We start from the raw sequence: 23,032 nt of genomic DNA, 5'->3' as shown, positions 1-23,032 counted from the left end.
ACCAGCCTCGGCCTCCTTCAGGATGCCGATGATCTGCTCTTCCGAAAACTGCTTCCGCTTCATCTGTCCGTCCCTTTCCGGGGTCGGACTCTAGCTCCAACTGGAGGAAAAAACGGGGGTCACGTCAACTCCCGCAGCAACGTCCATTGCAGCCAACGACAACCGGCAGGCTCCGCGTATCGGACCGCCGGGCATGATCGTGCAGCCAATCCCTCACGGCGTCGAGATCGCTCTGTTCATCAGGGGGGCGACGTGTCGATCGGTGTGATCGCCGCGACGATCGCTCCGCAATGGCAGCAGATCTGCCGCCTGGCACTGGGTAACATCGAGCCTCTCGCGTCGGTGATGTCGGTTCGCGATCCGTCCGCCGCCCCGGCCTTGTCGAGAGGCTCTCTACAAGAACGCACGCTGGCGTCGCCGCTCGCCGAAACTCCACCAGTAGGAAATTCATGATGAGCATTGCAGCGACCGTTGAAGCCCACGTGAATGAATCATCGAAACAGCTAGCTGCCTTTTCCCCAAATCGGGAACAGGACCGCACTCCAACTGGGTGTCCCTTAAAGTGGGAACAGGTAGCATTTTCGATCGAGGTCGTGTGGCCGCAGGGCCTGGGTACCGCAGCCGGATTGATGGACGAGGGTCGCCTTGCGGACGAACTCCGCATCACCGTTTGCGCACTCAATTACAAAATTAGCGGCGAGCGTAGCGCGTCCGATGCCGACATCAGGTCCGCAGCGGTCGCCCACGAGGGAAGGGGCGAACATTTCCTCGCCCATGCACGCAAGCTTCGCGCCGTACTCGCCCGCCTATTTGAACACGATTGCCTCAAGGAATCCGCATGACCGCCATGACCCTCGCTACCGCCAGACAACGCGGCGCGGCCAGCTCCGGCGGTCGCTTCCTGCGCGTACCTGACGTGATGAAGACCACGGGCCTCGGGAGATCGACGATCTACCGCATGGTCGCGGCCGGTACGTTCCCCCAGCAAGTGAAGCTGACCGTGCAAGCCAGCGGCTGGTGGCAGGCCGACATCGATGATTGGATGCGCGAACGGCTAGCAGCGTGCCCCCTACGCCCCTGAGGATGGGGGCACTTAAGGGGGCACTTCGTAAATCAGCCAACTATGAAAATGCGGGAAAAACAATATCATGATCGGCGAGAACCGGCAGAGGCCAGGGGCACCACCGCACATCGCCGCGCATTTGTGCAAGGCGAGGCGGATCTACCATCCGCAACGCTCGGCTCGGCTCGCACATTCCACGCGACGATGGGACCGATCGCGGGCAACGTTAGCCCCTTGGCTTCCCTACCGCCGGGTCCACAGATCCAGCCGGTACGATGCCGTCCGCTCCGCACATTTGACCGTGATGGCGTCGCCGAGCGCCGCGGATATCTTGTCGACGGCCGCGTCTCCGGTCTGCGGATAGTCGGTCTCGCCGATCCAGTGCACCAGCAACATCCGTCCGCCGGGGACGACATGCGCCCGTAACCACGCCCCGGCGGTGGTGATGTCGTCATCGCTCCAATAATACACGACCTCGGAGAGCAGGACGAGATCGAGGGCATTGGCCGCGGGGACCTGATCGGGGAAAACGACCTTCTCGAAGCGAACCTGCGGCAGGGCTTCGCACCGCTTGCGTGCATAATCGATCGCCTGCGCGGCAATGTCGATGGCGAGGAGATCGTCGCATAAAGGCGCCAATTGCCGTGTGAGCACCCCGTGAGCACAGCCGATCTCGAGCGCGGCGGCGTAGCGACGATCGTCCAGCACGGCGATGGTGCGCGCAAACTTGGCCGCTTCATACGGGCTGCTGGCCAGCGACCACGGATCGTCGTCGCCGGCAAAAATATCCTCGAAATAGGCGGCGGCCAAGCTGCCCCCGCTGTGGGGCGGCTTATCGGACATCGGCAATTCCGTTCAGATGAAGGACGTCCTCCGCCGGCATCCGCCAGGCGGTCCGCGCGAGGCGAAAGCCCGCGCCATAGGCTGCACCCGTCTGGCTGCGATGCGCCAGGAGTGCCCGGCGGCGCTGGCCGACCGGCATCGGGCGCGTGCGGAATGTCGTACGCGCAGGCGGCACGGCGGGATCGGTCCATACGCGGTAGTCGAATATCCTCACCGTGCGCCGGGCGGCGCGGATTGCGGCGAGCGCGATCGTCCGGAACGCGGTATGATCGCAATGCGGTTCGTCGGCGCCGGTGACCGCGATCGCATCGACGCCACGTGAGCGGATCAGTGATGCAAGGCGACGGACCGTCGCGCGCCATGCCGGGCTGTCGGGGCGATGGGGATGCGCGTCGGGCCAGTCGAGGAACACGGGCAATGCCGCATCGCGTCCGGCCAGCCGCCGGACCGCCAACGCCGCCTCACGCCGCCGCACCCGCGCCAACCAGGCGCCGCCCGCGTCGTGCGATCCGGCACCATCGGTCAGGTAGACGACCCCCGCGAGGCGACGTGCCGCCGCCGCCTCTGCAACCAGCGCACCTGCGCCCAGCGTCTCGTCATCGGCATGCGGCGCCAGCACCAGCCATCGCGCGCGCGCGAACCTGCTCGTCGCGAGCCGGCGGGCAATGCCTACCACAGGCGATCCTCGCCCCAGCAATCATGATCGATCCAGTCGCGCACGGCGGCGTCGCGGACCTGGTCGGGCCCTGCCTGACGCAAATACAGGCTGAGATCACGGATGATCTTGTCGATGCGCTGCCCCTCGAACGTGCTGCGGGTGCCAACAAGCCGTGCCGCATGCTCCATCACGTCGAGCCCGGCGCGCTCGACGACGCCGCGGGTCATCCGTGCGAACGCCGCCGCGTCGGTATCCTCGCGCGCCGCGCGCGCCGCCGCCTCGCGCACCCACAGCCCGGCGGTGCGGGTCGCGACGACCGCGTGCCCGAATGCCGCACGCACCAGCGGATCGGCGCGTGCCGCCCCCGAGAGCGCCGCGCGAGTCTCCGCCAGCAGCGCCTCGATCCCGCCGAGTTGGACCGCGGTGAACCGCCACGCACCCGCGGTGAAGCGCGGTTCGCGATCATAGTCGCCGGGCTGGCCCAGCAGCGCATCCTCGTCGATCGGATAGCCGGTCAAGTCATAGGCGCCGCTCATGCTCGCGCGCATGCCCCGGACACGCCAGCCGCTGGCATCGGTCCGGTCGGGATCGTCAGCGCCGACGATGGCCAGTCGGCGGTCGCCGCTATCGGGCTGGACCGTGACGATCGCATAGCCGATCCCGCCTGCGCCGCTGGCAAAGCTCTTCGCGCCCTGCAATATTCGTCCGGCCAGGTTTTCGACCAGAGCGACCCCCGGTGCCGGCTCGGTCGCCCACACGCCGAATGCCGCGCCACGATCGAGCACGCGGCGTAACCAGCCCTTCTGCCCGATCGTCGCATACCAGTCGAACAGCGCCATTGCGTTGACATGACCTTCGAACAGGCGACCGACGCTCAGATCGCCGCGACCGACGCGACGCAGCGCGTCGTACATCGCCTGGTGCCGCGCGTCGGCATCGGCAAACGCTTCGCCCCCCGATTCGACCGGGGCGAACCGGCGTAGCAAACCCGCCTCCGCGAGCAGGGCGATGCTGTCGGCGGGATGCGAGCGCTCCGCGTCATAGCGCTCGCCAAACTTGGCAAGCGCTGCGACCAGCGGATCGTCGAGCACCGTCGGTATCGTGTCGCTCATCAATGCTCTCCATCGGCCAGGGCCATCACATAGGCTGCCAAACGGGCCGCGCCATTGGGGTCGTCGAGCGCCGCTTGCGCTTCGGGGTCCAGCCGCTCTGCCAGGGCAAGCAAACGGGGCCAGTCTGCGGTCGCGGCGTCGTCGCACAACAGCGCCGCGCCCGCCGCGGCGAGTTGCGCCGCCTTTGATCGCTGTTCGTCGAACGGCCGATCTTCCGGCAGGCAAATGAACGGACGGCGGGCGGCAAGGATCGCGCCGACCACGCCGTCCCCCGCGCTCCCGACGACGATCGCTGCACGCGCGATCCGTGCAGGCGCGTCGTCGACCCATCCCAACCTCACGAAATTCGGTGGTGGGTCGACCACCGGTGGACAGTCGCCGATGATCTGCCAGATCCGATCGGGCGTAGTGTGCGCCGCCCTTGCCCACATAGCGCCATCGATCGCCGAACCGCCTCGCCCGCCGACGACCACGACCGAATCAGGGTCCACGGCGGTCGTCGCGACCCGGTCGATCAGCCCGGGGGCGTAAACGGTCTTGTGTCGCACCCAATTGGGGGTGGCCGGATCATCGAGCGCTTGCGCGAACGGCGCGACGATCGCGGTCGCGGCGCGATACGCTTCGAGATGCGGGACGTCGTCGCGCCGACCGCCCAGCCTTACGCAGATCGTGGGGACCGATGCGAGCCGGGCCAGCATCGCGACCTCGCACGACACGTCGACGATCATCAGCGCCGGGCGCTGTTCCGCAATCCAGCGCGCGATCGCCGAGACCCTGCGTCGTATTCCATCGTGATCGAGCGGCGCATAATGCAGCGCCGAGGGGCGTTCGGCACCGCCGTCGCGACCATCGAACATCGGATCGAGGCGATCGTCCGGGATGTCGACAAAGGGATGCTTGCCGGTCTGGCCGGCGAGATGCGTGCCGATCAACGTGATCCGTCCCTCCGCGTGGTCGGCGATGGCGGACGCACGCGCGCGATGGCCTGCACCGTGGTGATGGACGTAATAGCCGATCGGACGCGTCATGACCCGGCCGGTGATGCAACGTTCACCGCGCAGGCCCGATCGGCGCAGGCGGGCAGAGGCATGTCGGCGGGCATCGGCGGGAGATCGGCCTCCAGCGCCAGCATCGCTGCGACGCCGCGTGCGCTTCGTTCGGCGCGGCGCCAGATGGCGCGGGCGCGCCAGTGATCGAATCCGGGCACCCATGGATCGTCCCCCCGATCGACCGTTGCCGCGAGTTCGGTCATCGCGATCGCCATGCCGCCCGCGGCGCGGCCGTCGGTGCGCGCCGACACGCGTGTCCAGACCGCTGGTGGATGCACCAGCCGACCCCCGGCGGCGATCGCCGCAACGACCATCGAGCGGTCCTCTCCCGACGCGATCGCGGGAACGCCGCCGATTGCGCGATACAGCGCGGCGTCGATCGCGATGCTCGCGCCGGTGTGATCGCCGTGGCGCGGTGGCGGATCATGGGGAGAGGGATCGATCGCGTCCTCGATCGCGCGCACCGCCGCCCAGTAATCGTCGAAGCGCGCCCGCATAGCGACGATGACCGGATCGATCGGCTCGGCGTCGTCCAGAACGATCCGTCCACCGACGATGTCCGCACCCGAGTCGATTGCGGTGAGATTGGCCGCGATCCAGCTGGCCGGGGGCCGACAATCCGCATCGGTCGACATCAGCACGCCGCCGGCGCCGCCAAGACTGCGATACCCCATGTCCATCGCATGGCCGCGCGCGCTGCCGGCATGCGCCAGGGGTGGCGCGAATGTACGGGACTCCGACATGATATCGAGCCGCCCGGCATGACGTGCGGCAACGTCCTGTACCGTGGATACGCTGTCGTCGTCGCTATTGTTGATGCACACCGCGACGGGAATGCGACCGGCGATCGTTTGCGCCACGAGCGCGTCGAGCAGTATCGGCAGGCGCGTGGTTTCGTTGCGGGCGGGGACGCAGACGCAGAACGGTGTGACGATCATCGTGCGTGTGCGCTCGCCGGGGCTGGGCGACCTGCCGCGACCATCGCCGGCCACATCGTCCGTGGCGTCAGCGGAACCGGGACCGCGGCGGCGACCATCTCCGCATACAAAGCTTCGTAGCCGTCGATCATCGTTTCGGCGTCGCAGATCGCGACGGCACGTGCACGACTGTCCGATCGATCGAGCTGCATCGCTCTAACGGCGGCCGCGGCGAGCGACGCGACGTCATCGGGCGTTGCCAGCACGCCGCTCGACGAATCGAGCAATGTCGGGATCGCCCCGCGCGCAAAGGCCGCGACCGGCGTTCCGCAGGCCAGGGCCTCGGCGACGACCAGCCCGTAGGGCTCGTCCCAGCACGGCGTACACAGGAACGCCCGCGCGCCACCGATCAGCAACGACAGATCCGTGTGATCGAGATGGCCGACATACTGCACGGCGGTGCCGATATGTGGAGCGATCTGCGCGGCATAATAGGCAGGATCCGAAATCGGCCCGGCAATACGCAGCGTCAACCCGATACGCTGCGCCGCGGCGATCGCGAGATGCAGGCCCTTTTCGGGGACGATGCGACCATACCAGACGAGATACGGATCGGCGTCGGGGATCGCCTGATAGGGAAACCGGACGAGATCGATGCCGTTGCCGACGACGCGGTCGATCGGCACGATCGGCGACCACATCGATCGAATAGCTTCCGATACCGCGACGAACCGGGTCGCTTCGGCACGGCAGAGCCGGATGCCGCTTTCCAGCCAGCAGAACGGCGGCGTATGCAAGGTGGTGACCATCGGCATCGGCAACGTATCGGCCATCGCAACCGGCAGATAATGCAGCGAATTGTTATGGACGATGTCGAACGGCCCGCCGCGAAGCTCCGACATCAGGCGCAGATAGGCGTGATGTTCGCGAAAGAATGCGACGTCGGTCGCTTCCGCGATCCCGGTCGCCATCAGCGCGGTCTCGTCGCAGATCGCGGCCAGACCAGTGGCGGGGTCGGAACGGGTCGACGCGAACAACGTCACCGCGTGGCCCCGGGCGCGAAGCCGGGTCGCCAGCATGTGCGTGTGCATTTCCAGCCCACCCGCAAAAGGCTCGACGATCGCATGCTTCAAATGAGAGATGATGGCGATACGCATGATCGAGCCTCGGAACCCCCTGTTTTGGTGGAGCTGTCGTAACGACCAAAGACGCGTACAGGGCCCGTATAGAGATGGTAAATCATGCTGATAGGGATCAATAGACTCGCTATACTATCGAGCGAGCGGCTAATCATACGCAAGTCACGCACTCCGCGACGGATATCTATAGCCTTTTGACGAACAAGATTTTCGTCGGGCAACCAGTCGCTTACAGGCGCACGACTAGCCATAAGGCAGGATGCTGGACCGCGTTAGTCTATACGCCGTGGCGCATGACAGTCGACGGCACGGTACTGGCCATTCAGCGCTGCGGCTGGTCGAGATTACCGGTGACGGCTTCGTCCACGCTGAGAATGTCGACGATCCCGCCATCAGTCTCCGCGATTTCGATCGCGCGATGAAGATGGCAGGCGGCGTGATCGGCCCGATCGCGATCAAGCAGGGCCAACGCCATCTTCATCAGCGATACTGCAGTTTGCGGGCGAGTGAGCATGATGTAAGTTAGGATGACTGGGTCTGGCAGGCAAGCCAAAGCGGCGTGTTACGTCCGGTTCGGATACGACGAGCGGCCATTGCCCTGTCTGCACGCCGGTTTTGCAAGACGCCTTACCGAACCGCAGCCCGCAGCGCTGGCAAGCCCGACGAACTCTGCGTTCAGCCCAACATGCCGGCATAGGTTTGCGGGGCGCGCGGAAGCCGTACGCGTGCAGCAATGCCACCGCCGACGATCAGACCGAGCGCGCCGGTACCCACCACGAGGATCTTCACTGGTGGTGCGCGATCGGCGAGCAGGACCGTGGCCACCGCGGTCGCGATCATCGACCACAGGTGATAGCGCAGGTCCGAGGCGATGCTGAGCACTGCGAAACTCGCTTCCAACGCCAGCGCGGAGACGAGCAGCGCGGTGGCGAAGTCGCGCGTCGCATCGCGTCGGCGCGACAGGCACGTCGCCAGCGCGACGATTGCGACGACGATCCACGCGATCGGCCACCCCAGTGGCGTCTCGACAATCGCGGCGGTCAGGCTTTCCCAGGTGCGCGCGGCGGCGTTGGGGTCGGCGAGGCCGATCGTGTTCGGCTCGGACGCGGTCGGCGGCGCGGCGCTCGGCCAGCGGAACGGCACGAGCCAGCGATCGGTCGAGTTCAGATGCGCGAAGCGGTGCGTCGCGTAGGCGATCGGGTGATGCAGCGCCGCGGACGCCAGCGTAGCGTAGAGCGTCGCGGTCGGCAGCGCGCGCAACCGCGCCATCGTCGTTCCGCAATGCGCGTCGTCGCCGAGCGGATCCCAGAAGAATGGTTTCGCGCAGTGGCGGGCGATCACGGTGGCGGCTTCGGCTTGCGTCAGGCCGGTGGTGGCGCTGTCCGGTGCACGCGCGGCGATACCGGCGAGGTCGTAGAGCGCTTGGGTCGCCTCGACGCCGCTGCGTTGCGCGTCCAAGACTTGATGGTTGATGATCGGCGCGACGCCGAGGACGACTACCACCGCGATCAGGCCGGTGACGGTCTTGGCGGATAGGCCGGCGGGGCGGGGCGCGAGCATCACCACCAGCGGCACGACGATGAACACGGCGTTCGCCCGCACCAGCGCGGCATAGGCGAGCAACACCGTCACCGGTATCCACATCGCGCCCGGCAAAGGGCGGCCCGCGAGACGCCACCAACCCACGATCCCGACCGTGGCGAGCAAAGCGCCGGCAAGTTGCGCGTCCTTGAGCACGACCCCCTGCCAGCCGAGGAACGGGGGTAAAAGGCCGATGACGAGGATCGCGAGCGCGCTGCGAGAACGCCCGAGCCGCGCGAGCGCACCGGCGATCAGGCCGAGACCGAGCCAATAGGTGACGAGTTGCAGGACGAGCATCGGCGTCGCACCGGGCCCGAACGGTGCCAGCACCGCCCAGGCGCGCGCCATGATCGGCGGGTGCCAATCGTCGTACACGCCCGACAGGACCTGGCGATATTGCGCCACGGTGTCGTACATCGCGATCCCCGGCCAGAAGAGCGCGAGCGAGGCGACGCACAGCGCGGTTGCGGCGAGAATGGCGATGCGAGCGGTGGCGCGTGGTACGGGTTCGATCGACATTCGCGGGTCCTGCACCGGGGGCTTGTGTTCGCGGAATCCTGGAGCGCTGAACCCCGCGACCGACACGCCCCTTTGAGGGGACAGGAGCGATGGTCAAGCGAGATAGGGCCGAAACGGGATGGTTTGCCCGACTTGACGGGTCGGCCGGGTGCAGAATGGTCGGGGGTGGTCTGCATGCACCCGCCTGCCGTCATCCTGACGAAAGTCAGGACCCAGAGCCGAGGGGGCTGCGGGTGGTACCCTGGGTCCTGACTTTCGTCAGGATGACGGGGAAGGGCGGTATAAAGCGCGTATCCTCCCCCTTGCGGGGGAGGATCGCAGGGTCAGTAATGGATCGCCCGGCCATAGGCGGCGAGGACGCTCTCGTGCATCATTTCGCTGAGCGTCGGGTGCGCGAACACGGTTTCCATCAGCTCGGCCTCGGTCGTCTCGAGCTGGCGCGCGACGACATAGCCCTGGATCAGCTCGGTCACTTCCGCGCCGACCATGTGCGCGCCGAGCAGTTCGCCGGTCTTCGCATCGAACACCGTCTTCACGAAGCCCTCGGCTTCACCCAGCGCGATCGCCTTGCCGTTGCCGATGAACGGGAACTTGCCGACCTTCAGCTCGTAGCCGGCTTCCTTCGCCTTCGCCTCGGTCATGCCGACGCTCGCGACCTGTGGGCGCGAATAGGTGCAGCCGGGGATGTTGGCCTTGTCCATCTGGTGCGGCGAACCGCCGGCGATCTTCTCGACCGCGATGATGCCCTCGTGGCTGGCCTTGTGCGCGAGCCACGGCGCGCCGGTGACGTCGCCGATCGCCCAGATGCCGTCGACGTTGGTGCGGCCGTAGCCGTTGGTCTTGATATGCCCGCGGTCGGTCTCGACGCCGAGCGCCTCCAGCCCGATATTCTCGGTGTTGGGGACGATGCCGATCGCGATGATCGCATGGCTGAACTCTTCGGACGCGACCTTGCCGTCCTTGTGCTTGATCTTCGCGGTCACGCCGTTGGCCGACGGGGCGAGCCCTTCGAGGCCGGTCTGGGTCAGCAGCTTGATGCCCTGCTTGGTCAGCGCCTTGTCCATGAACGCGGAGACTTCCTCGTCCTCGACGGGAAGGATGCGCGGGAGCATCTCGACGATCGTCACGTCGGCGCCCATGTCGTTGTAGAAGCTGGCGAACTCGACGCCGATCGCACCCGAGCCGATGACCAGCAGCTTGGTCGGCATCTCGGTCGGCACCATCGCGTGGCGATAGGTCCAGATCCGCTCGCCGTCGGCCTTGGCGAACGGCAGGTCGCGAGCGCGCGCGCCGGTCGCGACGATGATGTTCTTGGCTTCGAGCTCGACGGTCTTGTCGCCCTGCTTGACCGAAAGCTTGCCCTTAGCGGTAACCGTGCCGACGCCCTCGACGACGGTCACCTTGTTCTTCTTCATCAGACCCTTGACGCCCGCGTTCAGCTGGCCGGCAACCTTGCGCGAGCGGTCGACGACCTTGGCGAGGTCGAACCCGACATTATCCGCCTTCAAGCCGTAGCTCTCGGCGTTCTGCATGTAGTGATAGATTTCCGAGGTACGGAGCAGCGCCTTGGTCGGGATGCAGCCCCAGTTGAGGCAGATGCCGCCCAGCCGCTCGCGCTCGACGATCGCGACCTTCAGGCCAAGCTGCGACGCGCGGATCGCCGCGACGTAACCGCCGGGGCCCGAGCCGAGGATGACGAGATCATAGGTATCAGCCACGGGATAGTCCTTTGGATTAGTTGGTTTCGGGCGGCACGGGCCGCGGTTTGCGATCGTCGCCGACCGCCACGAAGATGAAGCGCGCCTGGGTCACCTTGCAACTGTCGTTGCTGTGGCGGGCGCGGCGCCAGGCCTCGACTTCGATCGTCATCGAGGTGCGGCCGACCGCGATCAGGTCTGCGTAGACCGACACCTCGTCGCCGACGACGACCGGCATGTGGAACTTCATCGCGTCCGCCGCGATCGTGACGGCGCGGCCACCGCTACGGCGCGACGCTACCGAGCCGGCCGCGAGATCCATCTGGCCCATGAGCCAGCCGCCGAAGATGTCTCCGTAAGGGTTGGCGTCGGCGGGCATCGCGGTGACGCGGATCGTCGGGGCCTTGTTGGGGGGCAGGTCGGTCACGCTTCACTCCTGCGGGTCGTTTGGTCGAGACGACGCGCGCGGCGCAACGGTCCCACGCCCATCAGCACGGTCGCGACCATCGCCGCCGCACCGCACGCCCAGATCACGTCCTGTCCGAGCGGATATGACCATGCCGCCGCCCAGGTGATCGCGATAGCAACGACGAGGCCTGCAAGGATGTGCAGAATCTCGATGGTCGTCTGCTTCATGTCGAACACCCCCCTAAATCGTTCGCGCCGAGCGCAGTCGAGGTACATGGGTCTCATGCCCTTCGACTTCGCTCAGGGCGAACGGATCGGGGGAGTTGCAGTCCATATCCGTCAGCTTACGCCAGCATGCCCAGCGGGTTCTCGACGAGGTGCTTGAACGCCTTCATGAACTGCGCGCCGTCCGCCCCGTCGATTGCGCGGTGATCGAAGCTGCCCGTTGCCGACATGACGGTCGCCACGGTCAGTTCGTCGCCGACCACGAACGGACGCTTCTCGCCCGCGCCGACCGCGAGGATCATCGCCTGCGGTGGATTGATGACCGCATCGAACTGCGTGATGCCGAACATGCCCATGTTGCTGATCGAGGCGGTGCCGCCCTGATATTCCTCGGGCTTCAGCTTGCCGTCGCGGGCGCGGCCGGCGAGATCCTTCATCTGCGTCGAGATCGAGGACAGCGAGGCGGTGTCGGCACCGACGATGATCGGCGTGATCAGGCCCGACGGCGTGCTCACCGCGACCGAGATGTCGGCACGCTGGAAGGTGATCAGCTGGTCGGGCGTGAACATCACGTTGCAAGTGGGGACCTGCATCAGGGCCACGGCCTGCGCCTTGATCAGCAGGTCGTTGACCGACAGCTTCACGCCGCGCGATTCGAGGCTCTTGTTGAGCTCGCCACGCAGCTTGAGCAGCGCGTCGAGACGAATGTTCACGGTCAGGTAGATGTGCGGAACGGTCTGCTTCGACTCGGTCAGGCGACGCGCGATCGTCTTCCGCACGTTGCTGAGCTTGGTCGCCTCGTGCGGGATATCCGGCACGGCCGCCGGCTTCGCGGCAGGCGCGGGGGCCGCAGCCGCGGTCGGGGCCGTTGCTTCGGTCTTTGCAGCGGCAGGCGCTGCACCCGGCTTCGCGCTCTCGACGTCGGCCTTGACGATGCGACCCTTCGGCCCCGAACCCGACACGGCGCCGAGATCGATACCCTTGTCGGCAGCCAGGCGACGCGCGAGCGGGCTCGCCTTCACGCGGTCACCCGACGAGGCCGGACCAGCCTCTGCCGGACGGCCATGATCCTCGGCCGAAGCCTCGGTGCGCTCGACCGGCTTGGCCTCGCTACCCGTGTCGTTGGGATCCTTCGGGTCGGGCTTGGCTTCCGATTCCTTGGCGGCGGGCTCGGGCGTCTCGCTCTTCGCAGGCGTGGAAGAAACGGAGGACGCGTCCTCGCCCTCTTCGGCGATGATCGCGATGACCGTGCCGACCTTCACGTTGTCGGTACCCTCGGCGACGAGGATCTTGACCACGGTGCCTTCGTCGACGGCTTCGAATTCCATCGTTGCCTTGTCGGTCTCGATCTCGGCCATCAGGTCGCCGGATTTCACGACGTCGCCTTCCTTGATCAACCATTTGGCGAGGGTTCCCTCCTCCATGGTCGGGGACAGGGCAGGCATCTTGATCTCGATCGACATGGATTTCCCCAGGGCGTGACGTAACGGCATGCCTACTCGCGCCCTCGTCCGCTCGGGTCAACCCCGTCGGCGCAACTCCGCGGTCTTGCGTCGTGCACGGCTTCGGGCCACCTACGTCGCATAACGGGGGCCAAAATGCGCATTTATCTGGTGGTTATTGACGACAGTCCCGAAGCCGGCATCGCCTTGCGCTTCGCCGCGCGTCGCGCCGTGAAGACCGGCGGCGGCGTCGAGATCCTGACGGTGATCCCGCCACAGGAGTTCATCGCGTTCGGCGGCGTCCAGGCGACGATCGAGGAGGAGGCGCACCTTCACGCCCAGGGTCTGGTCGCGGGTGCGGCGGGGACGTTGCTCGAGGAATCGGGGCTGCGTCCGTCGATCACGGTGCGCGAAGGCGAGGGGCCGAAGATCATCCGCGCGATGATCGAGGCGAACCCGGATATCGCGGCGCTGGTGCTGGGGGCCGCGGCAACCGGTGCGCCGGGCGAACTGATCGCGCATTTCACCGGTGCCGATGCGGGTGCGCTGCCCGTGCCGGTGATGATCATCCCGGGATCGCTGACTCGCGAGGCGATCGACCGGCTGAGCTGAGCCGCGGCGTCATGAAATCGGCGTCTGGTTGTTGCTCGAGTTCAGGCGACGGGTATGGCGAGTCTCTGGTCCAGCAGGCGTTCGACCTTGTCGATACCGGTCTGCGTGAGTTGCAGTGCGTCGATACCCGCGCGCACCGGTTCGATAAGGGTCTTGGACTGGAGCACGCGCAACCAGCGCTCGATCGTCGCGCGCGATAGCGAGAGGTGGTCGGAAACCATCTCCGTGGAGGCGATCCGACCCTCCGCTTCGGCGACATAGGTCAGCAGCAGGATCGTCCAGGCATGATCGGCGAACAGCTCCGCCCCCAGGATTTCATCGCGGGCATGCATGATGTCGAGAAATTCCCGAGCGCGGCGCCATAATCTACGGGGTCCGTAGTCAAGATCCTGGTCGTCATCGATCGTCGACAAGGTGCCGATCAGCAGACCGCCATCACATCCTGCAAGTCGCGAAACCTGGACTTCCATCTTAATGACGTCGCCCTTGCCACCGATATAACGTTTGCGAATTCGGGTCGACTGCCCGTTGGTCTTTAATGCTCCAACCTTCGCGAGATTCAGGGCTAGATCATCAGGATGCGTAATAGAGATATACGATATACCAACGAGTTGATCGCGATGACGTTGTAGTAGCGTCGCCACCGGCTCGTCGATCGCCTGGATAACGCCGTCTGCGTTCGAGATAGAATGCCCGACAATCACCGGCTGCTCCCACAAGACCATCATATGTTTAGCAGAAATTATGAAAAAAATATCATACTTAGATTAGATTGCGACCAACCCCGCGGCTTGTAAGGATCTGACAACGTTGGCAACCTCGGCCGAAACCGGGATGGTGAGATCCAGTATCGGGTTCGCGCACTAATGACTTGAGCCGCACGACCGATGGCGCCACGGTTCGCAGATGTCATTCTTCATCATACCCCTGCTTCTCGCAGCCGCCCCGCCAGCTTCCGCACCCGTCCGGTTGCCGCCACCGTCCGCAACGCGGCTCAAGGCCGATGTCACGACGATGGTCGGTTTCGGTACCCGGCACACGGCGTCTGTGACCACCGATCCCCGGCGCGGGATCGGTGCGGCACGAAACTGGGCGGCGCAAAGATTCATGCAGATCGGCGCGTCATGCGGTGGGTGCGTCGTCGTCGACCGGATCGCGCGGACGTTCACGGGCCCGCGTGCACCGACCGGTGTCGTGGTCGAGGACGTGCTCGGCATCCAGCGGGGACGCGATCCGAACCGCGTCGTGATCGTCGGCGCGCATATCGACAGTCGCGTGACCGACGTGATGAATGTCACCTCCGACGCACCGGGCGCAAACGACAACGCGTCGGGGGTCGCACTGGTACTCGAGGCGGCGCGGCTGTTATCGCAGCGGACGTTCGATGCGACGATCGTCTACGCGGTGTTCTCGGGCGAGGAGCAGGGGCTCTGGGGCGCCGAGCTGCTGGCCGACACCGCCAAGGCGCGCGGCTGGAAGGTGTCGGCGATGCTCAACAACGACATCGTCGGCAACACCGTCGGGCAGGGCGGCGTCCGCATTGCCGACAGGGTCCGCGTGTTCTCCGAAGGCATCCGCGCCTCCGAGGATCTGGTCGCGCAACAGGGCCGCCGGGCCGAGGGCGGCGAGGACGATGGCCCCAGCCGCGCGCTGGCCAAGGCGATCGACGGGATCGCCGGCGGCATTCCCGGTGGTCTCGACGTGATGCTCGATCGCCGGCCCGACCGGTTCGGCCGTGGCGGCGATCACGAACCCTTCCTGAAGCTGGGCTATCCCGCGGTGCGGTTCTCGGTCGCGGCGGAGAACTGGGATCGTCAGCACCAGGACCTGCGTACCGAAAAGGGCGTCGACTATGGTGATACGATCGCCGGAATGGACTTTCCGTATCTTGCCAAGGTGACGGCGATCAATCTCGCCACCCTTGCGCGGATCGCGGACGCCCCCGCCGCACCGGAGGACGTCTCGATCGCTGGCGCGCTGTCGCGTGATACGACCGTCAGGTGGACCCCGGTGTCGGGCGCGACCGCGTACCGGGTCCGCTGGCGCCGCAACGATGCGCAGGACTGGACGGATGCACGGGACGTGCCGGCAACCGGACCAAACCCGCAGACGATCCTGGCGCAAGTGCCGGTCGACGACACTTTCGTCGGCGTCTCAGCGGTTTCGGCCAATGGGGCGGAAAGCGTTGTAAGCTTTGCGGGGCGTGAGCGACGCCGCTGATCGCACGCCTTCGATCGCCAGCATGACTGCGGATGACGGTCATACGCGCGATCCGAGACTACGCGGCGACCGCGTCCTTCCAGCGGCGGTTGGCGAGCGCGCGGGCGTCTTCGGCGGACATCGGTCGACCGAAATAAAACCCCTGCGCCTTGGTGCAGCCGAGATCGTGGAGAACCCGGAGCTCCGCTTCGGTTTCGACACCCTCGGCGGTCGTGGTCATGCCGAGGCTCGTCGCAAGTGCGATCCCGGCGCGGACGATCGCCACCGCCTCGCGTACGCCGCTGGCGGTATCCCGGACGAAATCGCGGTCGATCTTCAGCGAGGTGAAACGCGTGCGACTGAGATAGCCGAGCGACGACTGACCCGTGCCGAAGTCGTCGAGACTGAGCCGGACGCCGAGTTCGGCGACCCGGTCGAGGATCTGGGTCGCGCCGAGACCTTCATGCATGAACATGCCTTCGGTCACTTCGAGTTCCAGCCGTTCGGGCGATACGCCGCTGCTGGCGAGCGCCGACGCGATCGTCGTCACGAAACTGGGATTGCGCAGCTGATCGGCGGAGACGTTCACCGCGATCCGCATGTCCGACGGCCATCGCGCCGCCTCTTCGCACGCAGTCCGGACCACCCAGGCGCCGATCGGCCCGATCAGTCGAGTTTCCTCGGCGAGCGGAATGAACTTCATCGGCAAAACGTTGCCGAATTCGGGGCTGGTCCACCGCAACAGCGCTTCGAAACCGCAGGGCATTTCGCTGTCGGTCGCGACGATCGGCTGATAGACGAGGTGCATCTCGCCCTTCTCGATCGCGTGGCGCAACGCCATTTCCAGCACCCGCCGTTCTTCGGCCTGAACATGAAGTTCCGGTTCGTACCGGCGAAACACGCCGCGTCCCGCATCCTTGGCACGGTAGAGGGCAAGGTCTGCCGAGCGGATCAGCATATCCGCGGTGCGCCCGTCGCGCGGCCCCATCGCCAGGCCGATACTTGCGCCGATATGCAGGGTATGCGCGTCGATCTCATACGGCCGCGACAGCGAGGCGATGATCCGTTCCGCGAGATGCTCGACCGCGGCCGTATTGCTGGCGTCGCGGACGACGACCGCAAATTCGTCGCCGCCAAGGCGCCCGCAGGTTTCGTTGACGCCCATCAACTGATGGATCCGTTCCGACACGCGGCCGAGCAGCCGATCGCCGACCGGATGGCCGAGCGTGTCGTTGACCGTCTTGAAGCGGTCGAGATCCAGCATCATGAACGCGTAGCGCCCGCCCCAGCGATCCGCATCGGCCATGGCCTTGACCAGAGTCTCGTTGACCATCAGCCGGTTGGGCAGGCCGGTCAGCGTATCGAAACGCGCCATCCGGTTGATCTTGTCCGCCGAGGCCCGTTGTTCGGTGACATCCGAGCCGACGCCGCGGAAACCATAGAATTCGCCATGATCGTCGAAGCGCGGCGAGGCGGCCATGTCCCACCAGCGATCCTCGCCGCCGATCTGGACGGGGAGGCGCAAATCGCGAAAGCTCTCACGCCGTTTCAATCGCTCGGCCAGCGTTCGTAATCCCGTATCGAATTCTCCGGTTTCCCAACACGGCCCTGCCAGTATCTGCAGCAGCGGCATCCCATTGATGCTGGCCGGATCGAGGCCGCACGCAAAGGCAAAGCGGGGACTGGCCTTTACGACACGACGGGTTGCGTCGGTTTCCCAGAGCCAGTCGGCCCCGGCGCCCCCGAACTCGCCGAGCAACAGGCTGACCGTCTCGTCGCGGTCGTCGAGTACGATCTCGCCGGCGCGGATCATGACGAGCGCGCGGGCGCGGTGAATGCACGCGGCCATTAGCAGGCCCGTGAACAGCATCATGCCGACCGCGGCGGCCAAACTGCCGGCAAACGCGAGCTGGACGACCATCGCCGCCCCGAGATAGCCGAGGAACACGAGCGTCGCGAGCACCAGCGGTGCCATCGACAGCGCAGCGGCGGCCATCAGGACCGCCAGCGTAAGGCCCAGCCCCGCCGTCGTTCCGGTCGGTGCGTGCGTGCAGAAGAATACCGGCACCGCGGACCACATGATCGCAAGGACGAAGCCGTCCCACATCGTCTGCCTCAGATCGCGCCGGCTCGCATAGCCATCGCCGCGGTGATGCGTGGCAAGCCTGCGGAACCCGACCCACACCGCCGCCGCAGTGACCAATGCCCCCCAGGTGGCGATCTGCCAGTGCGGCACGACATCGCGGATCAGGAATGCGATCGCCAGCATGGCCATCATGTTGCTGGCCAGCAGAAACAGCGCGACCCGTCGCCCCGCGAACAGTTGCGCCGCGCGAATGCGACCCCAGACGGCGGGATCGCCGCCGTCGCGGATGCCCAACAGAGTGGCGAGGTCGACGGCAATGCTGCTCGACTTTGGAAGCGGGGTCTTGGTCACGCCAACGGGGTATACACACGCTGGTTAGCGGAACGTGATCACCGCACCGAATTGGATCGAATTCCCGTCGTTTTGGTCAAATCTAACCAATGCGCCGTCGTTTTTGGCGCCACCGGGCTGTCAGGCCGCGATGTCGTAGGGTTTGATGTCGCCACTGAGATACAGGTTGCGCGCCTTGGCGCGGCTGAGCTTGCCCGACGACGTGCGGGGCAAAGTGCGCGGCGGGATCAGTTCGATCAGGCAGTTCATGCCCGTCACCGAGCGGACGCGCTCGCGGATCTCGTCGCGCAGGCGCAGGCGTTCGGCCTCGTCCGAGCTGCGGCATTGGACCAGCACCGCAGGCGTCTCCTCACCACCTGGCGTGGTGATTGCGAACGCGGCGATGTCGCCGGCCTTGAAGCCGGGAAGCTGTTCCACCGCCCATTCGATGTCTTGTGGCCAGTGATTCTTGCCGTTGACGATGATCATGTCCTTGGCGCGGCCGACGATGTAGATGTAGCCGTCCGACATATAGCCCATGTCGCCGGTATCGAGCCAACCATCCGCCATGCACGCCTCGGTCGCGGCGTCGTCGCGGAAATAGCCGACCATCACCGACTTGCCGCTGCACCAGACCTTGCCGATCGCGCGATCGGGGAGCGGCGTGCCGTCCTCTTCGCGGATCTCGATTCGCATGTCGCGGACCGGCTTGCCGCAGTTGACGATCGCGCGGTAGCGCTGCGGACGGTCCCCGCCGCGCGAGCCGCCCGACAACTGCGTTTCCTCGACCAGTTCGACGCGGATGCCTTCGCCCGGCGGCATCAACGACACCGCGAGCGTCGCCTCGGCGAGGCCGTAGCTGGGCAGGAACGCACTGGCCTTGAAGCCTGCATCGGCGAACGCGTCGACGAACGACTGCATCACGTCGGGGCGGATCATGTCGGCGCCGTTGCCCGCAACCCGCCAGCGCGACAGGTCGAAGCGGTCGCTCGCCTTGGTCTGCGACGACATGCGGCGCGCGCAGATATCGTAGCCGAAGGTCGGCGAATAGCTGAGCGTCGTACCTTCGTTGCGGCTGATCAGATCGAGCCAGGCGAGCGGGCGGCGCGCGAAATCCTCGGTCTTGAGGTAGTCGGTCGAGACCTGATTGGCGATCGGCGACAGGAAGCAGCCGACCAGACCCATGTCGTGATACCAGGGCAGCCACGAAACGCAGCGATCGGTGTCGCAGACTTCCATGCCGTGGCTGTGCGCGGCGAGGTTGTTGAGCAGCGCGGCGTGCGTGATGACGACGCCGTGCGGGAAGCGCGTAGAGCCGCTCGAATATTGCAGATAGGCGATGTCGTCGGGCTTGGCCTCGGGCAGCGTCGCGACCGGTGCCTCGCGCACGGCGAACTCGGACCAGTCGATCCCGACGGTACCCGACAGGCGCGCAGCCTCGCCGGCCATCTGCGCCAGTTCGGGCGGGAAGATCAGCATCTTTGGATCGCAGCTCGCGAGCTGGACGCGGAGTTGTTCGATGTACGAGTCGCGACCGCCGAACGAGGTCGGCAGCGGCAACGGCACGGGCCATGCGCCGGCATAGACGACGCCGAAGAACAGCGCGGCGAACTCGGGGCCGGTTTCGGCGACGAGCGCGATACGGTCGGCCGGGGCGACGCCGGCGGCGATCAGGCGATCGGCCATCGCGCGGGCGTCGGTGCGAAGTTGCGAATACGGGTAGGGCTGCGACAATGTCCCGCGCGCGTCGTGAAAATTAAGCCCGCGGTTACCGCTTGCCGCGTAGTCGAGGGCTTCACCCAGCGTGCCGAAATCGGCGAAGCGGCGCGGCAGGGCGTCTTGGGTCGGCGTCGCAACGATCGTCGCTACGGTCGTGCCGCCCTTGTTGGCCGTGTCGGTCGTCATCGCAGTTCCTGCCTTGGTTGGTCGCGGTGCTCGCACACCACACCTATCTTCAGTCTAGCCGTTCAACTTCGGGTGCCAGTGTGGCACAATGATGGCGTGACCGATGATAGCCACAGCGAAAGCAACGCGTTTCCCTCGTCGCTGGATGCCGGCGACCGGGAAAACGACGGGTTCGATGACAGCGGCGGCACGAAGCGGCGCGGCGGCAAGAGCTGGGGCAAAGGCGGCGGGAAGGGCGGCGGCAAGGAGCGCGACAAGGACCGGGGACGCGAACGTCCCGCGCCGAAACCACTCGATGCCGCGGCGCTCGAACAGATGGCGCTGCGCTATGTCGAGCGGTTCGCGACTACGCGCGGCCGGCTGACCGATTATCTGATGCGCAAAATCCGCGAGCGCGGTTGGGACGGGGGCACCGCCGCGGCACTGGCCGAGCCCGCCGAGCTGGCGCAGCGGATGGCCGATCTCGGTTATGTCGATGACCGCGCCTTCGCCGAACAGCGGGCTGCTGCGATGCAGCGACGCGGGCTTGGTGCGCGTCGGGTCGCGGGGGCGTTTCGCGAGGCGGGGATCGACGAGGGCGATGCGGAGTCGCTGGCGCCGGCGATCGCCGATCGCGCGGTCGAATCGGCGCTCGCCTTTGCACGTCGCAAGCGAATCGGGCCTTACGGGAGCGGCGACGGTGACCGGAAGCTTCACGAAAAACAGCTCGCGGCGATGATGCGGGCGGGCCACCGGTTCGATCTCGCGCGCAAAATTGTCGCTGCACCGCCGTCCGATGCACCCGAATCGATGGATTTCGACTAAGGGCCGCATCGGGTTCATTGCGGTTGCGACGAAGCGTGCTAGCAAGGGGTTCAGGGGTGTAACAATGCGTAACGAGACGCAGCAGGATGCGAACATGACGGCGCAGGCCGTATCGGTGATGCTCGGGGTACCGGCATCGGTCTCGGAGCCGGTCTTCGAGGTCGCCGAGCAATCGCCCGAGCAATCGCCCGAGAAGTCGGTTGCGGCCACCCCCATGGCGACGGTCGACGCGCGCGCGATCGGCGGCGTGATCAAATGGTTCGACGTCACGCGCGGCTTCGGCTTCGCGGTCGCCGACGACGAGACCGTCGGCGATATCCTCGTGCATTTCTCCGTCCTGCAACCGCATGGCCGCCGCAGCCTTCCCGAGGGTGCGCGAGTCGAGACAGTGTCGGTGCAACGCGGCCGCGGGTTCCAGGCGCGGGAGATCGTCTCGATCGACATGACCAACGCGGTCGAGGAACCGGTTCGCGCCCCGTCGTCGCCCGACCGGATCGATCCGGTCGCGATGATCGACGCCGCCGGGCCGTATGAAGCGGCAGCGGTCAAATGGTTCAACCGTTTGAAGGGCTATGGTTTCCTGGTACGGGGCGCCGATGGCAGCGACATCTTCGTCCACATGGAAACGCTGCGCCGCGCAGGGATCGAATCGGTCGAACCCGATCAACCGCTGCGCGTGCGTGTCGTCGCCGGGCGCAAGGGGCCGCTGGCCGTTGCGGTCGAAAAGGATCTGGGATGAGTTTCGTTGCCAAGGCCGCGTTGGCGGCGGTGCTGGCGCTGGGCGCCGGCGCCGGGGGTGTCGCGTACATGAACAGCGACGCTAAATCGGATGTGGCGACCGTCGCCACGTTGCCGCTCTCGATCAAGAGCACGAACGGGACTCACACGTTCGAGGTGGAGAGCGCCAAGACGCAGGACGAGCAGGCGCGCGGGCTGATGTTTCGCACCGACCTGAAGCCCGACGGCGGCATGCTGTTCTGGCCGTACCCGCCGACCGGCGGCGCTCCGGTCGCGGCGAGCTTCTGGATGAAGAACACGCCGAGTTCGCTGGATATCCTGTATGTTCGCGCGGACGGCACGATCGCTCGGATCGCCGAGAACACGGTGCCGTTCTCGGAAACGCCGATTCCGTCGGGGGAGCCAGTCGGCGCGGTGCTGGAACTGATGGGCGGCAGGGCTGCCGAACTGGGTATCGCCGAGGGCGATCTGGTGACGTGGGACAAGGCGAAGTAGGCGCCCGAACCGTTCGATCGATTACACCACCCCGGCGAAGGCCGGGGCCCAATTGGGAAGGTCGCTGTAATGGCGGACAGCGCTTCGTTAGCGACGTCCCCCAATTGGGCCCCGGCCTTCGCCGGGGTGGGATATGTGGCTAGCCGACGTTTCTAACCAAGTGTTTCCCCGCGAAGGCGGGGACCCAGACTGGGCTCCCGCCTTCGCGGGAGAACAAGGAAGCGAGAACCGTTGCAGGTAGGGGCGCCTAATCACAACGACGAACCTCCACGATCCTCCCCCTGGCGGGGAAGGATCGGGTCTTCGCAACACCTCCCCCCATCATCGAGGTTGAAGCCCGCCCCCACTCGGGTTAAGCGCCAGCCATGGGCTTTCTCGCATCGACATTCACGTGGTGGAACGGCGCCACCCTCGGCACCAAATTCGGCCTGCGCAGCATGGCGAAGATGGGTGAGGACGCGCTCGGCAACGTCTATTACCAGGGCGGCAAGGACACCGCGGGCAACCCGCGTCGCTGGGTGATCTATCAGGGCGCGACCGACGCGAGCCGCGTGCCGCCGGCGTGGTTTAGCTGGCTGCATCACCAGGTCGACGACGTGCCCGATCGCGCGCTGCCGCCGATCCGCGCTTGGCAGAAGCCGGCCGTGCCCAACATGACCGGCACCGCACTCGCCTATCGTCCTGCCGGTGCGCTCGAAAAGGGCGGCAAGCGCGCCACCGCGACGGGTGACTACGAAGCCTGGACGCCCGAAGGGTGATCATGCGCTGGCTCGCCGCGGCCGTGTTGGTCGTGGCGTTGGCGGTGGGCGGCTGGTTCGGATACCGCGCGCTGACCAAGCCTGCGACGCCGGTTGCCGCGGTCCAGCAGGACCTGCCGGGCGCGGACGATCCGGGCAATTCCTCGATCGAGACGATCGAGACCGGCGCTGCGGCGATCGCCAATGGCGGCACGCCGATGGCGCAGCGTGTCGCGGTGCTGGGCCTGCTCAACAAGCGTAACGGCGAGACCCGCGAGGTGACGCTGAAACCGGGCCAGGCGACTCGGATGGGCGATGTCGTGCTGCGGCTGCGCGCGTGCGAACAGACCGCGCCATGGGAGCAGGAGCAGCTGACCGGTGCGTTCGTCCAGGTGCTGGTGCGCGGCGTCGACACGCGTTGGCGGCGGACGTTCTCGGGCTGGCTCTACAAGGAACGCCCCGCGCTGAACGCG

The 23,032-nt window shown here is 66.2% G+C and carries 23 protein-coding genes and 2 pseudogenes; 10 read left to right on the top strand and 15 right to left on the bottom strand.

Annotated features, from left to right (window positions below):
* From SPHN_RS04405 to SPHN_RS04395, 3 genes and pseudogenes are all read left to right on the top strand, one after another.
* A pseudogene (locus SPHN_RS04405) lies at positions 1–453 on the top strand (hypothetical protein); the annotation flags it as partial.
* Positions 453–842 carry a hypothetical protein gene (locus SPHN_RS04400; RefSeq protein WP_248521412.1) on the top strand — a complete coding sequence of 130 codons (390 nt, stop codon included), beginning with the start codon at positions 453–455 and terminating at the stop codon, positions 840–842. The pseudogene SPHN_RS04405 and the gene SPHN_RS04400, both read left to right, overlap by 1 nt.
* Positions 839–1,081, top strand: coding sequence for a helix-turn-helix transcriptional regulator (locus tag SPHN_RS04395; RefSeq protein ID WP_107952245.1), 243 nt, complete (start codon positions 839–841; stop codon positions 1,079–1,081). Before SPHN_RS04400 ends, SPHN_RS04395 begins: the two co-directional genes overlap by 4 nt.
* Positions 1,082–1,306: 225 nt before the next feature.
* On the opposite strand, the gene SPHN_RS04390 is transcribed toward SPHN_RS04395, so the two are convergent.
* From SPHN_RS04390 to SPHN_RS04335, 12 genes are all read right to left on the bottom strand, one after another.
* Complete coding sequence (locus tag SPHN_RS04390; protein WP_248521411.1) at positions 1,307–1,906, bottom strand: SAM-dependent methyltransferase; 600 nt, start codon at positions 1,904–1,906, stop codon at positions 1,307–1,309.
* Positions 1,896–2,582: a PIG-L deacetylase family protein gene (locus SPHN_RS04385; RefSeq protein WP_248521409.1), complete on the bottom strand. Its 687-nt coding sequence runs from the start codon at positions 2,580–2,582 to the stop codon at positions 1,896–1,898. Before SPHN_RS04385 ends, SPHN_RS04390 begins: the two co-directional genes overlap by 11 nt.
* On the bottom strand, positions 2,576–3,676 hold the full coding sequence (locus tag SPHN_RS04380; RefSeq protein WP_248521407.1) for an acyl-CoA dehydrogenase family protein: 1,101 nt from the start codon (positions 3,674–3,676) through the stop codon (positions 2,576–2,578). The genes SPHN_RS04385 and SPHN_RS04380 overlap by 7 nt, the downstream gene beginning before the upstream one ends.
* Positions 3,676–4,704 carry a glycosyltransferase gene (locus tag SPHN_RS04375; protein WP_248521405.1) on the bottom strand — a complete coding sequence of 343 codons (1,029 nt, stop codon included), beginning with the start codon at positions 4,702–4,704 and terminating at the stop codon, positions 3,676–3,678. The genes SPHN_RS04380 and SPHN_RS04375 overlap by 1 nt, the downstream gene beginning before the upstream one ends.
* The gene (locus SPHN_RS04370; RefSeq protein WP_248521403.1) at positions 4,701–5,663 is read right to left on the bottom strand and encodes a glycosyltransferase; all 963 of its coding nucleotides are present in this window, start codon (positions 5,661–5,663) and stop codon (positions 4,701–4,703) included. The genes SPHN_RS04375 and SPHN_RS04370 overlap by 4 nt, the downstream gene beginning before the upstream one ends.
* Positions 5,660–6,799: a glycosyltransferase gene (locus SPHN_RS04365; RefSeq protein ID WP_248521401.1), complete on the bottom strand. Its 1,140-nt coding sequence runs from the start codon at positions 6,797–6,799 to the stop codon at positions 5,660–5,662. Before SPHN_RS04365 ends, SPHN_RS04370 begins: the two co-directional genes overlap by 4 nt.
* Before the next feature lie 304 nt (positions 6,800–7,103).
* A complete protein-coding gene (locus tag SPHN_RS04360) occupies positions 7,104–7,262 on the bottom strand; it encodes a hypothetical protein (RefSeq protein WP_248521399.1) in 159 nt (52 codons plus the stop codon).
* 194 nt (positions 7,263–7,456) lie between these two features.
* Positions 7,457–8,881, bottom strand: coding sequence for a hypothetical protein (locus SPHN_RS04355; protein WP_248521397.1), 1,425 nt, complete (start codon positions 8,879–8,881; stop codon positions 7,457–7,459).
* Between the two features lie 323 nt (positions 8,882–9,204).
* Entirely contained in the window at positions 9,205–10,599 is a 1,395-nt protein-coding gene (lpdA, locus tag SPHN_RS04350; RefSeq protein ID WP_248521395.1) for a dihydrolipoyl dehydrogenase, read from the bottom strand.
* Positions 10,600–10,615: 16 nt separating this feature from the next.
* Positions 10,616–10,957, bottom strand: a complete 342-nt coding sequence (locus SPHN_RS04345; protein ID WP_093399601.1) for an acyl-CoA thioesterase — start codon at positions 10,955–10,957, stop codon at positions 10,616–10,618.
* Positions 10,958–11,001: 44 nt separating this feature from the next.
* On the bottom strand, positions 11,002–11,214 hold the full coding sequence (locus tag SPHN_RS04340; RefSeq protein WP_248521393.1) for a hypothetical protein: 213 nt from the start codon (positions 11,212–11,214) through the stop codon (positions 11,002–11,004).
* A gap of 116 nt (positions 11,215–11,330) precedes the next feature.
* The gene (locus tag SPHN_RS04335) at positions 11,331–12,674 is read right to left on the bottom strand and encodes a pyruvate dehydrogenase complex dihydrolipoamide acetyltransferase (RefSeq protein ID WP_248521390.1); all 1,344 of its coding nucleotides are present in this window, start codon (positions 12,672–12,674) and stop codon (positions 11,331–11,333) included.
* 135 nt (positions 12,675–12,809) lie between these two features.
* Between SPHN_RS04335 and SPHN_RS04330 the strand changes: the two genes are divergently transcribed.
* Positions 12,810–13,265 (top strand): universal stress protein, encoded by a 456-nt coding sequence (locus SPHN_RS04330; RefSeq protein WP_248521389.1) that lies wholly within the window; start codon positions 12,810–12,812, stop codon positions 13,263–13,265.
* Positions 13,266–13,306: 41 nt separating this feature from the next.
* Here SPHN_RS04330 and SPHN_RS04325 read toward each other — a convergent pair whose 3' ends face one another.
* On the bottom strand, positions 13,307–13,993 hold the full coding sequence (locus tag SPHN_RS04325) for a PAS domain-containing protein (RefSeq protein WP_248521387.1): 687 nt from the start codon (positions 13,991–13,993) through the stop codon (positions 13,307–13,309).
* Between the two features lie 178 nt (positions 13,994–14,171).
* Between SPHN_RS04325 and SPHN_RS04320 the strand changes: the two genes are divergently transcribed.
* A complete protein-coding gene (locus SPHN_RS04320; protein ID WP_248521385.1) occupies positions 14,172–15,485 on the top strand; it encodes a M20/M25/M40 family metallo-hydrolase in 1,314 nt (437 codons plus the stop codon).
* Between the two features lie 58 nt (positions 15,486–15,543).
* Here SPHN_RS04320 and SPHN_RS04315 read toward each other — a convergent pair whose 3' ends face one another.
* Positions 15,544–17,901, bottom strand: a complete 2,358-nt coding sequence (locus tag SPHN_RS04315) for a putative bifunctional diguanylate cyclase/phosphodiesterase (protein WP_248521383.1) — start codon at positions 17,899–17,901, stop codon at positions 15,544–15,546.
* Between the two features lie 120 nt (positions 17,902–18,021).
* A complete protein-coding gene (locus SPHN_RS04310; RefSeq protein WP_248521381.1) occupies positions 18,022–19,785 on the bottom strand; it encodes a fatty acyl-AMP ligase in 1,764 nt (587 codons plus the stop codon).
* Positions 19,786–19,881: 96 nt separating this feature from the next.
* Here SPHN_RS04310 and SPHN_RS04305 point away from each other — a divergent pair, with 96 nt between their 5' ends.
* From SPHN_RS04305 to SPHN_RS18570, 5 genes and pseudogenes are all read left to right on the top strand, one after another.
* The gene (locus SPHN_RS04305; RefSeq protein ID WP_349238456.1) at positions 19,882–20,589 is read left to right on the top strand and encodes a regulatory protein RecX; all 708 of its coding nucleotides are present in this window, start codon (positions 19,882–19,884) and stop codon (positions 20,587–20,589) included.
* Between the two features lie 214 nt (positions 20,590–20,803).
* Positions 20,804–21,328 (top strand): cold-shock protein, encoded by a 525-nt coding sequence (locus SPHN_RS04300; protein WP_248521505.1) that lies wholly within the window; start codon positions 20,804–20,806, stop codon positions 21,326–21,328.
* The gene (locus SPHN_RS04295; RefSeq protein WP_248521379.1) at positions 21,325–21,822 is read left to right on the top strand and encodes a DUF192 domain-containing protein; all 498 of its coding nucleotides are present in this window, start codon (positions 21,325–21,327) and stop codon (positions 21,820–21,822) included. The genes SPHN_RS04300 and SPHN_RS04295 overlap by 4 nt, the downstream gene beginning before the upstream one ends.
* A gap of 365 nt (positions 21,823–22,187) precedes the next feature.
* Positions 22,188–22,580 (top strand): NADH:ubiquinone oxidoreductase subunit NDUFA12, encoded by a 393-nt coding sequence (locus SPHN_RS04290; RefSeq protein WP_248521378.1) that lies wholly within the window; start codon positions 22,188–22,190, stop codon positions 22,578–22,580.
* A gap of 2 nt (positions 22,581–22,582) precedes the next feature.
* Positions 22,583–23,011, top strand: a pseudogene (locus tag SPHN_RS18570) (DUF2155 domain-containing protein); the annotation flags it as partial.
* Positions 23,012–23,032 lie beyond the last annotated feature (21 nt).

The sequence above is a fragment of the Sphingomonas faeni genome, assembly GCF_023195535.1.
Lineage (GTDB): Bacteria > Pseudomonadota > Alphaproteobacteria > Sphingomonadales > Sphingomonadaceae > Sphingomonas > Sphingomonas faeni_B.
Note: the sequence above shows the minus strand (reverse complement) of the source record. Positions and strands in the feature narration are given on the sequence as shown.

Bases quoted from the DNA above. Each gene is read 5' to 3' on its own strand.
- SPHN_RS04400 (WP_248521412.1), top strand. From the start codon at position 453: ATGAGCATTGCAGCGACCGTTGAAGCCCACGTGAATGAATCATCGAAA.
- SPHN_RS04335 (WP_248521390.1), bottom strand. From the start codon at position 12,674: ATGTCGATCGAGATCAAGATGCCTGCCCTGTCCCCGACCATGGAGGAG.
- SPHN_RS04395 (WP_107952245.1), top strand. From the start codon at position 839: ATGACCGCCATGACCCTCGCTACCGCCAGACAACGCGGCGCGGCCAGC.
- SPHN_RS04295 (WP_248521379.1), top strand. From the start codon at position 21,325: ATGAGTTTCGTTGCCAAGGCCGCGTTGGCGGCGGTGCTGGCGCTGGGC.
- SPHN_RS04355 (WP_248521397.1), bottom strand. From the start codon at position 8,881: ATGTCGATCGAACCCGTACCACGCGCCACCGCTCGCATCGCCATTCTC.
- SPHN_RS04375 (WP_248521405.1), bottom strand. From the start codon at position 4,704: ATGACGCGTCCGATCGGCTATTACGTCCATCACCACGGTGCAGGCCAT.
- SPHN_RS04310 (WP_248521381.1), bottom strand. From the start codon at position 19,785: ATGACGACCGACACGGCCAACAAGGGCGGCACGACCGTAGCGACGATC.
- SPHN_RS04365 (WP_248521401.1), bottom strand. From the start codon at position 6,799: ATGCGTATCGCCATCATCTCTCATTTGAAGCATGCGATCGTCGAGCCT.
- SPHN_RS04300 (WP_248521505.1), top strand. From the start codon at position 20,804: ATGGCGACGGTCGACGCGCGCGCGATCGGCGGCGTGATCAAATGGTTC.
- SPHN_RS04320 (WP_248521385.1), top strand. From the start codon at position 14,172: ATGTCATTCTTCATCATACCCCTGCTTCTCGCAGCCGCCCCGCCAGCT.
- SPHN_RS04370 (WP_248521403.1), bottom strand. From the start codon at position 5,663: ATGATCGTCACACCGTTCTGCGTCTGCGTCCCCGCCCGCAACGAAACC.
- SPHN_RS04290 (WP_248521378.1), top strand. From the start codon at position 22,188: ATGGGCTTTCTCGCATCGACATTCACGTGGTGGAACGGCGCCACCCTC.
- SPHN_RS04330 (WP_248521389.1), top strand. From the start codon at position 12,810: ATGCGCATTTATCTGGTGGTTATTGACGACAGTCCCGAAGCCGGCATC.
- SPHN_RS04390 (WP_248521411.1), bottom strand. From the start codon at position 1,906: ATGTCCGATAAGCCGCCCCACAGCGGGGGCAGCTTGGCCGCCGCCTAT.
- SPHN_RS04360 (WP_248521399.1), bottom strand. From the start codon at position 7,262: ATGAAGATGGCGTTGGCCCTGCTTGATCGCGATCGGGCCGATCACGCC.
- SPHN_RS04340 (WP_248521393.1), bottom strand. From the start codon at position 11,214: ATGAAGCAGACGACCATCGAGATTCTGCACATCCTTGCAGGCCTCGTC.
- SPHN_RS04345 (WP_093399601.1), bottom strand. From the start codon at position 10,957: ATGCCCGCCGACGCCAACCCTTACGGAGACATCTTCGGCGGCTGGCTC.
- SPHN_RS04380 (WP_248521407.1), bottom strand. From the start codon at position 3,676: ATGAGCGACACGATACCGACGGTGCTCGACGATCCGCTGGTCGCAGCG.
- SPHN_RS04325 (WP_248521387.1), bottom strand. From the start codon at position 13,993: ATGATGGTCTTGTGGGAGCAGCCGGTGATTGTCGGGCATTCTATCTCG.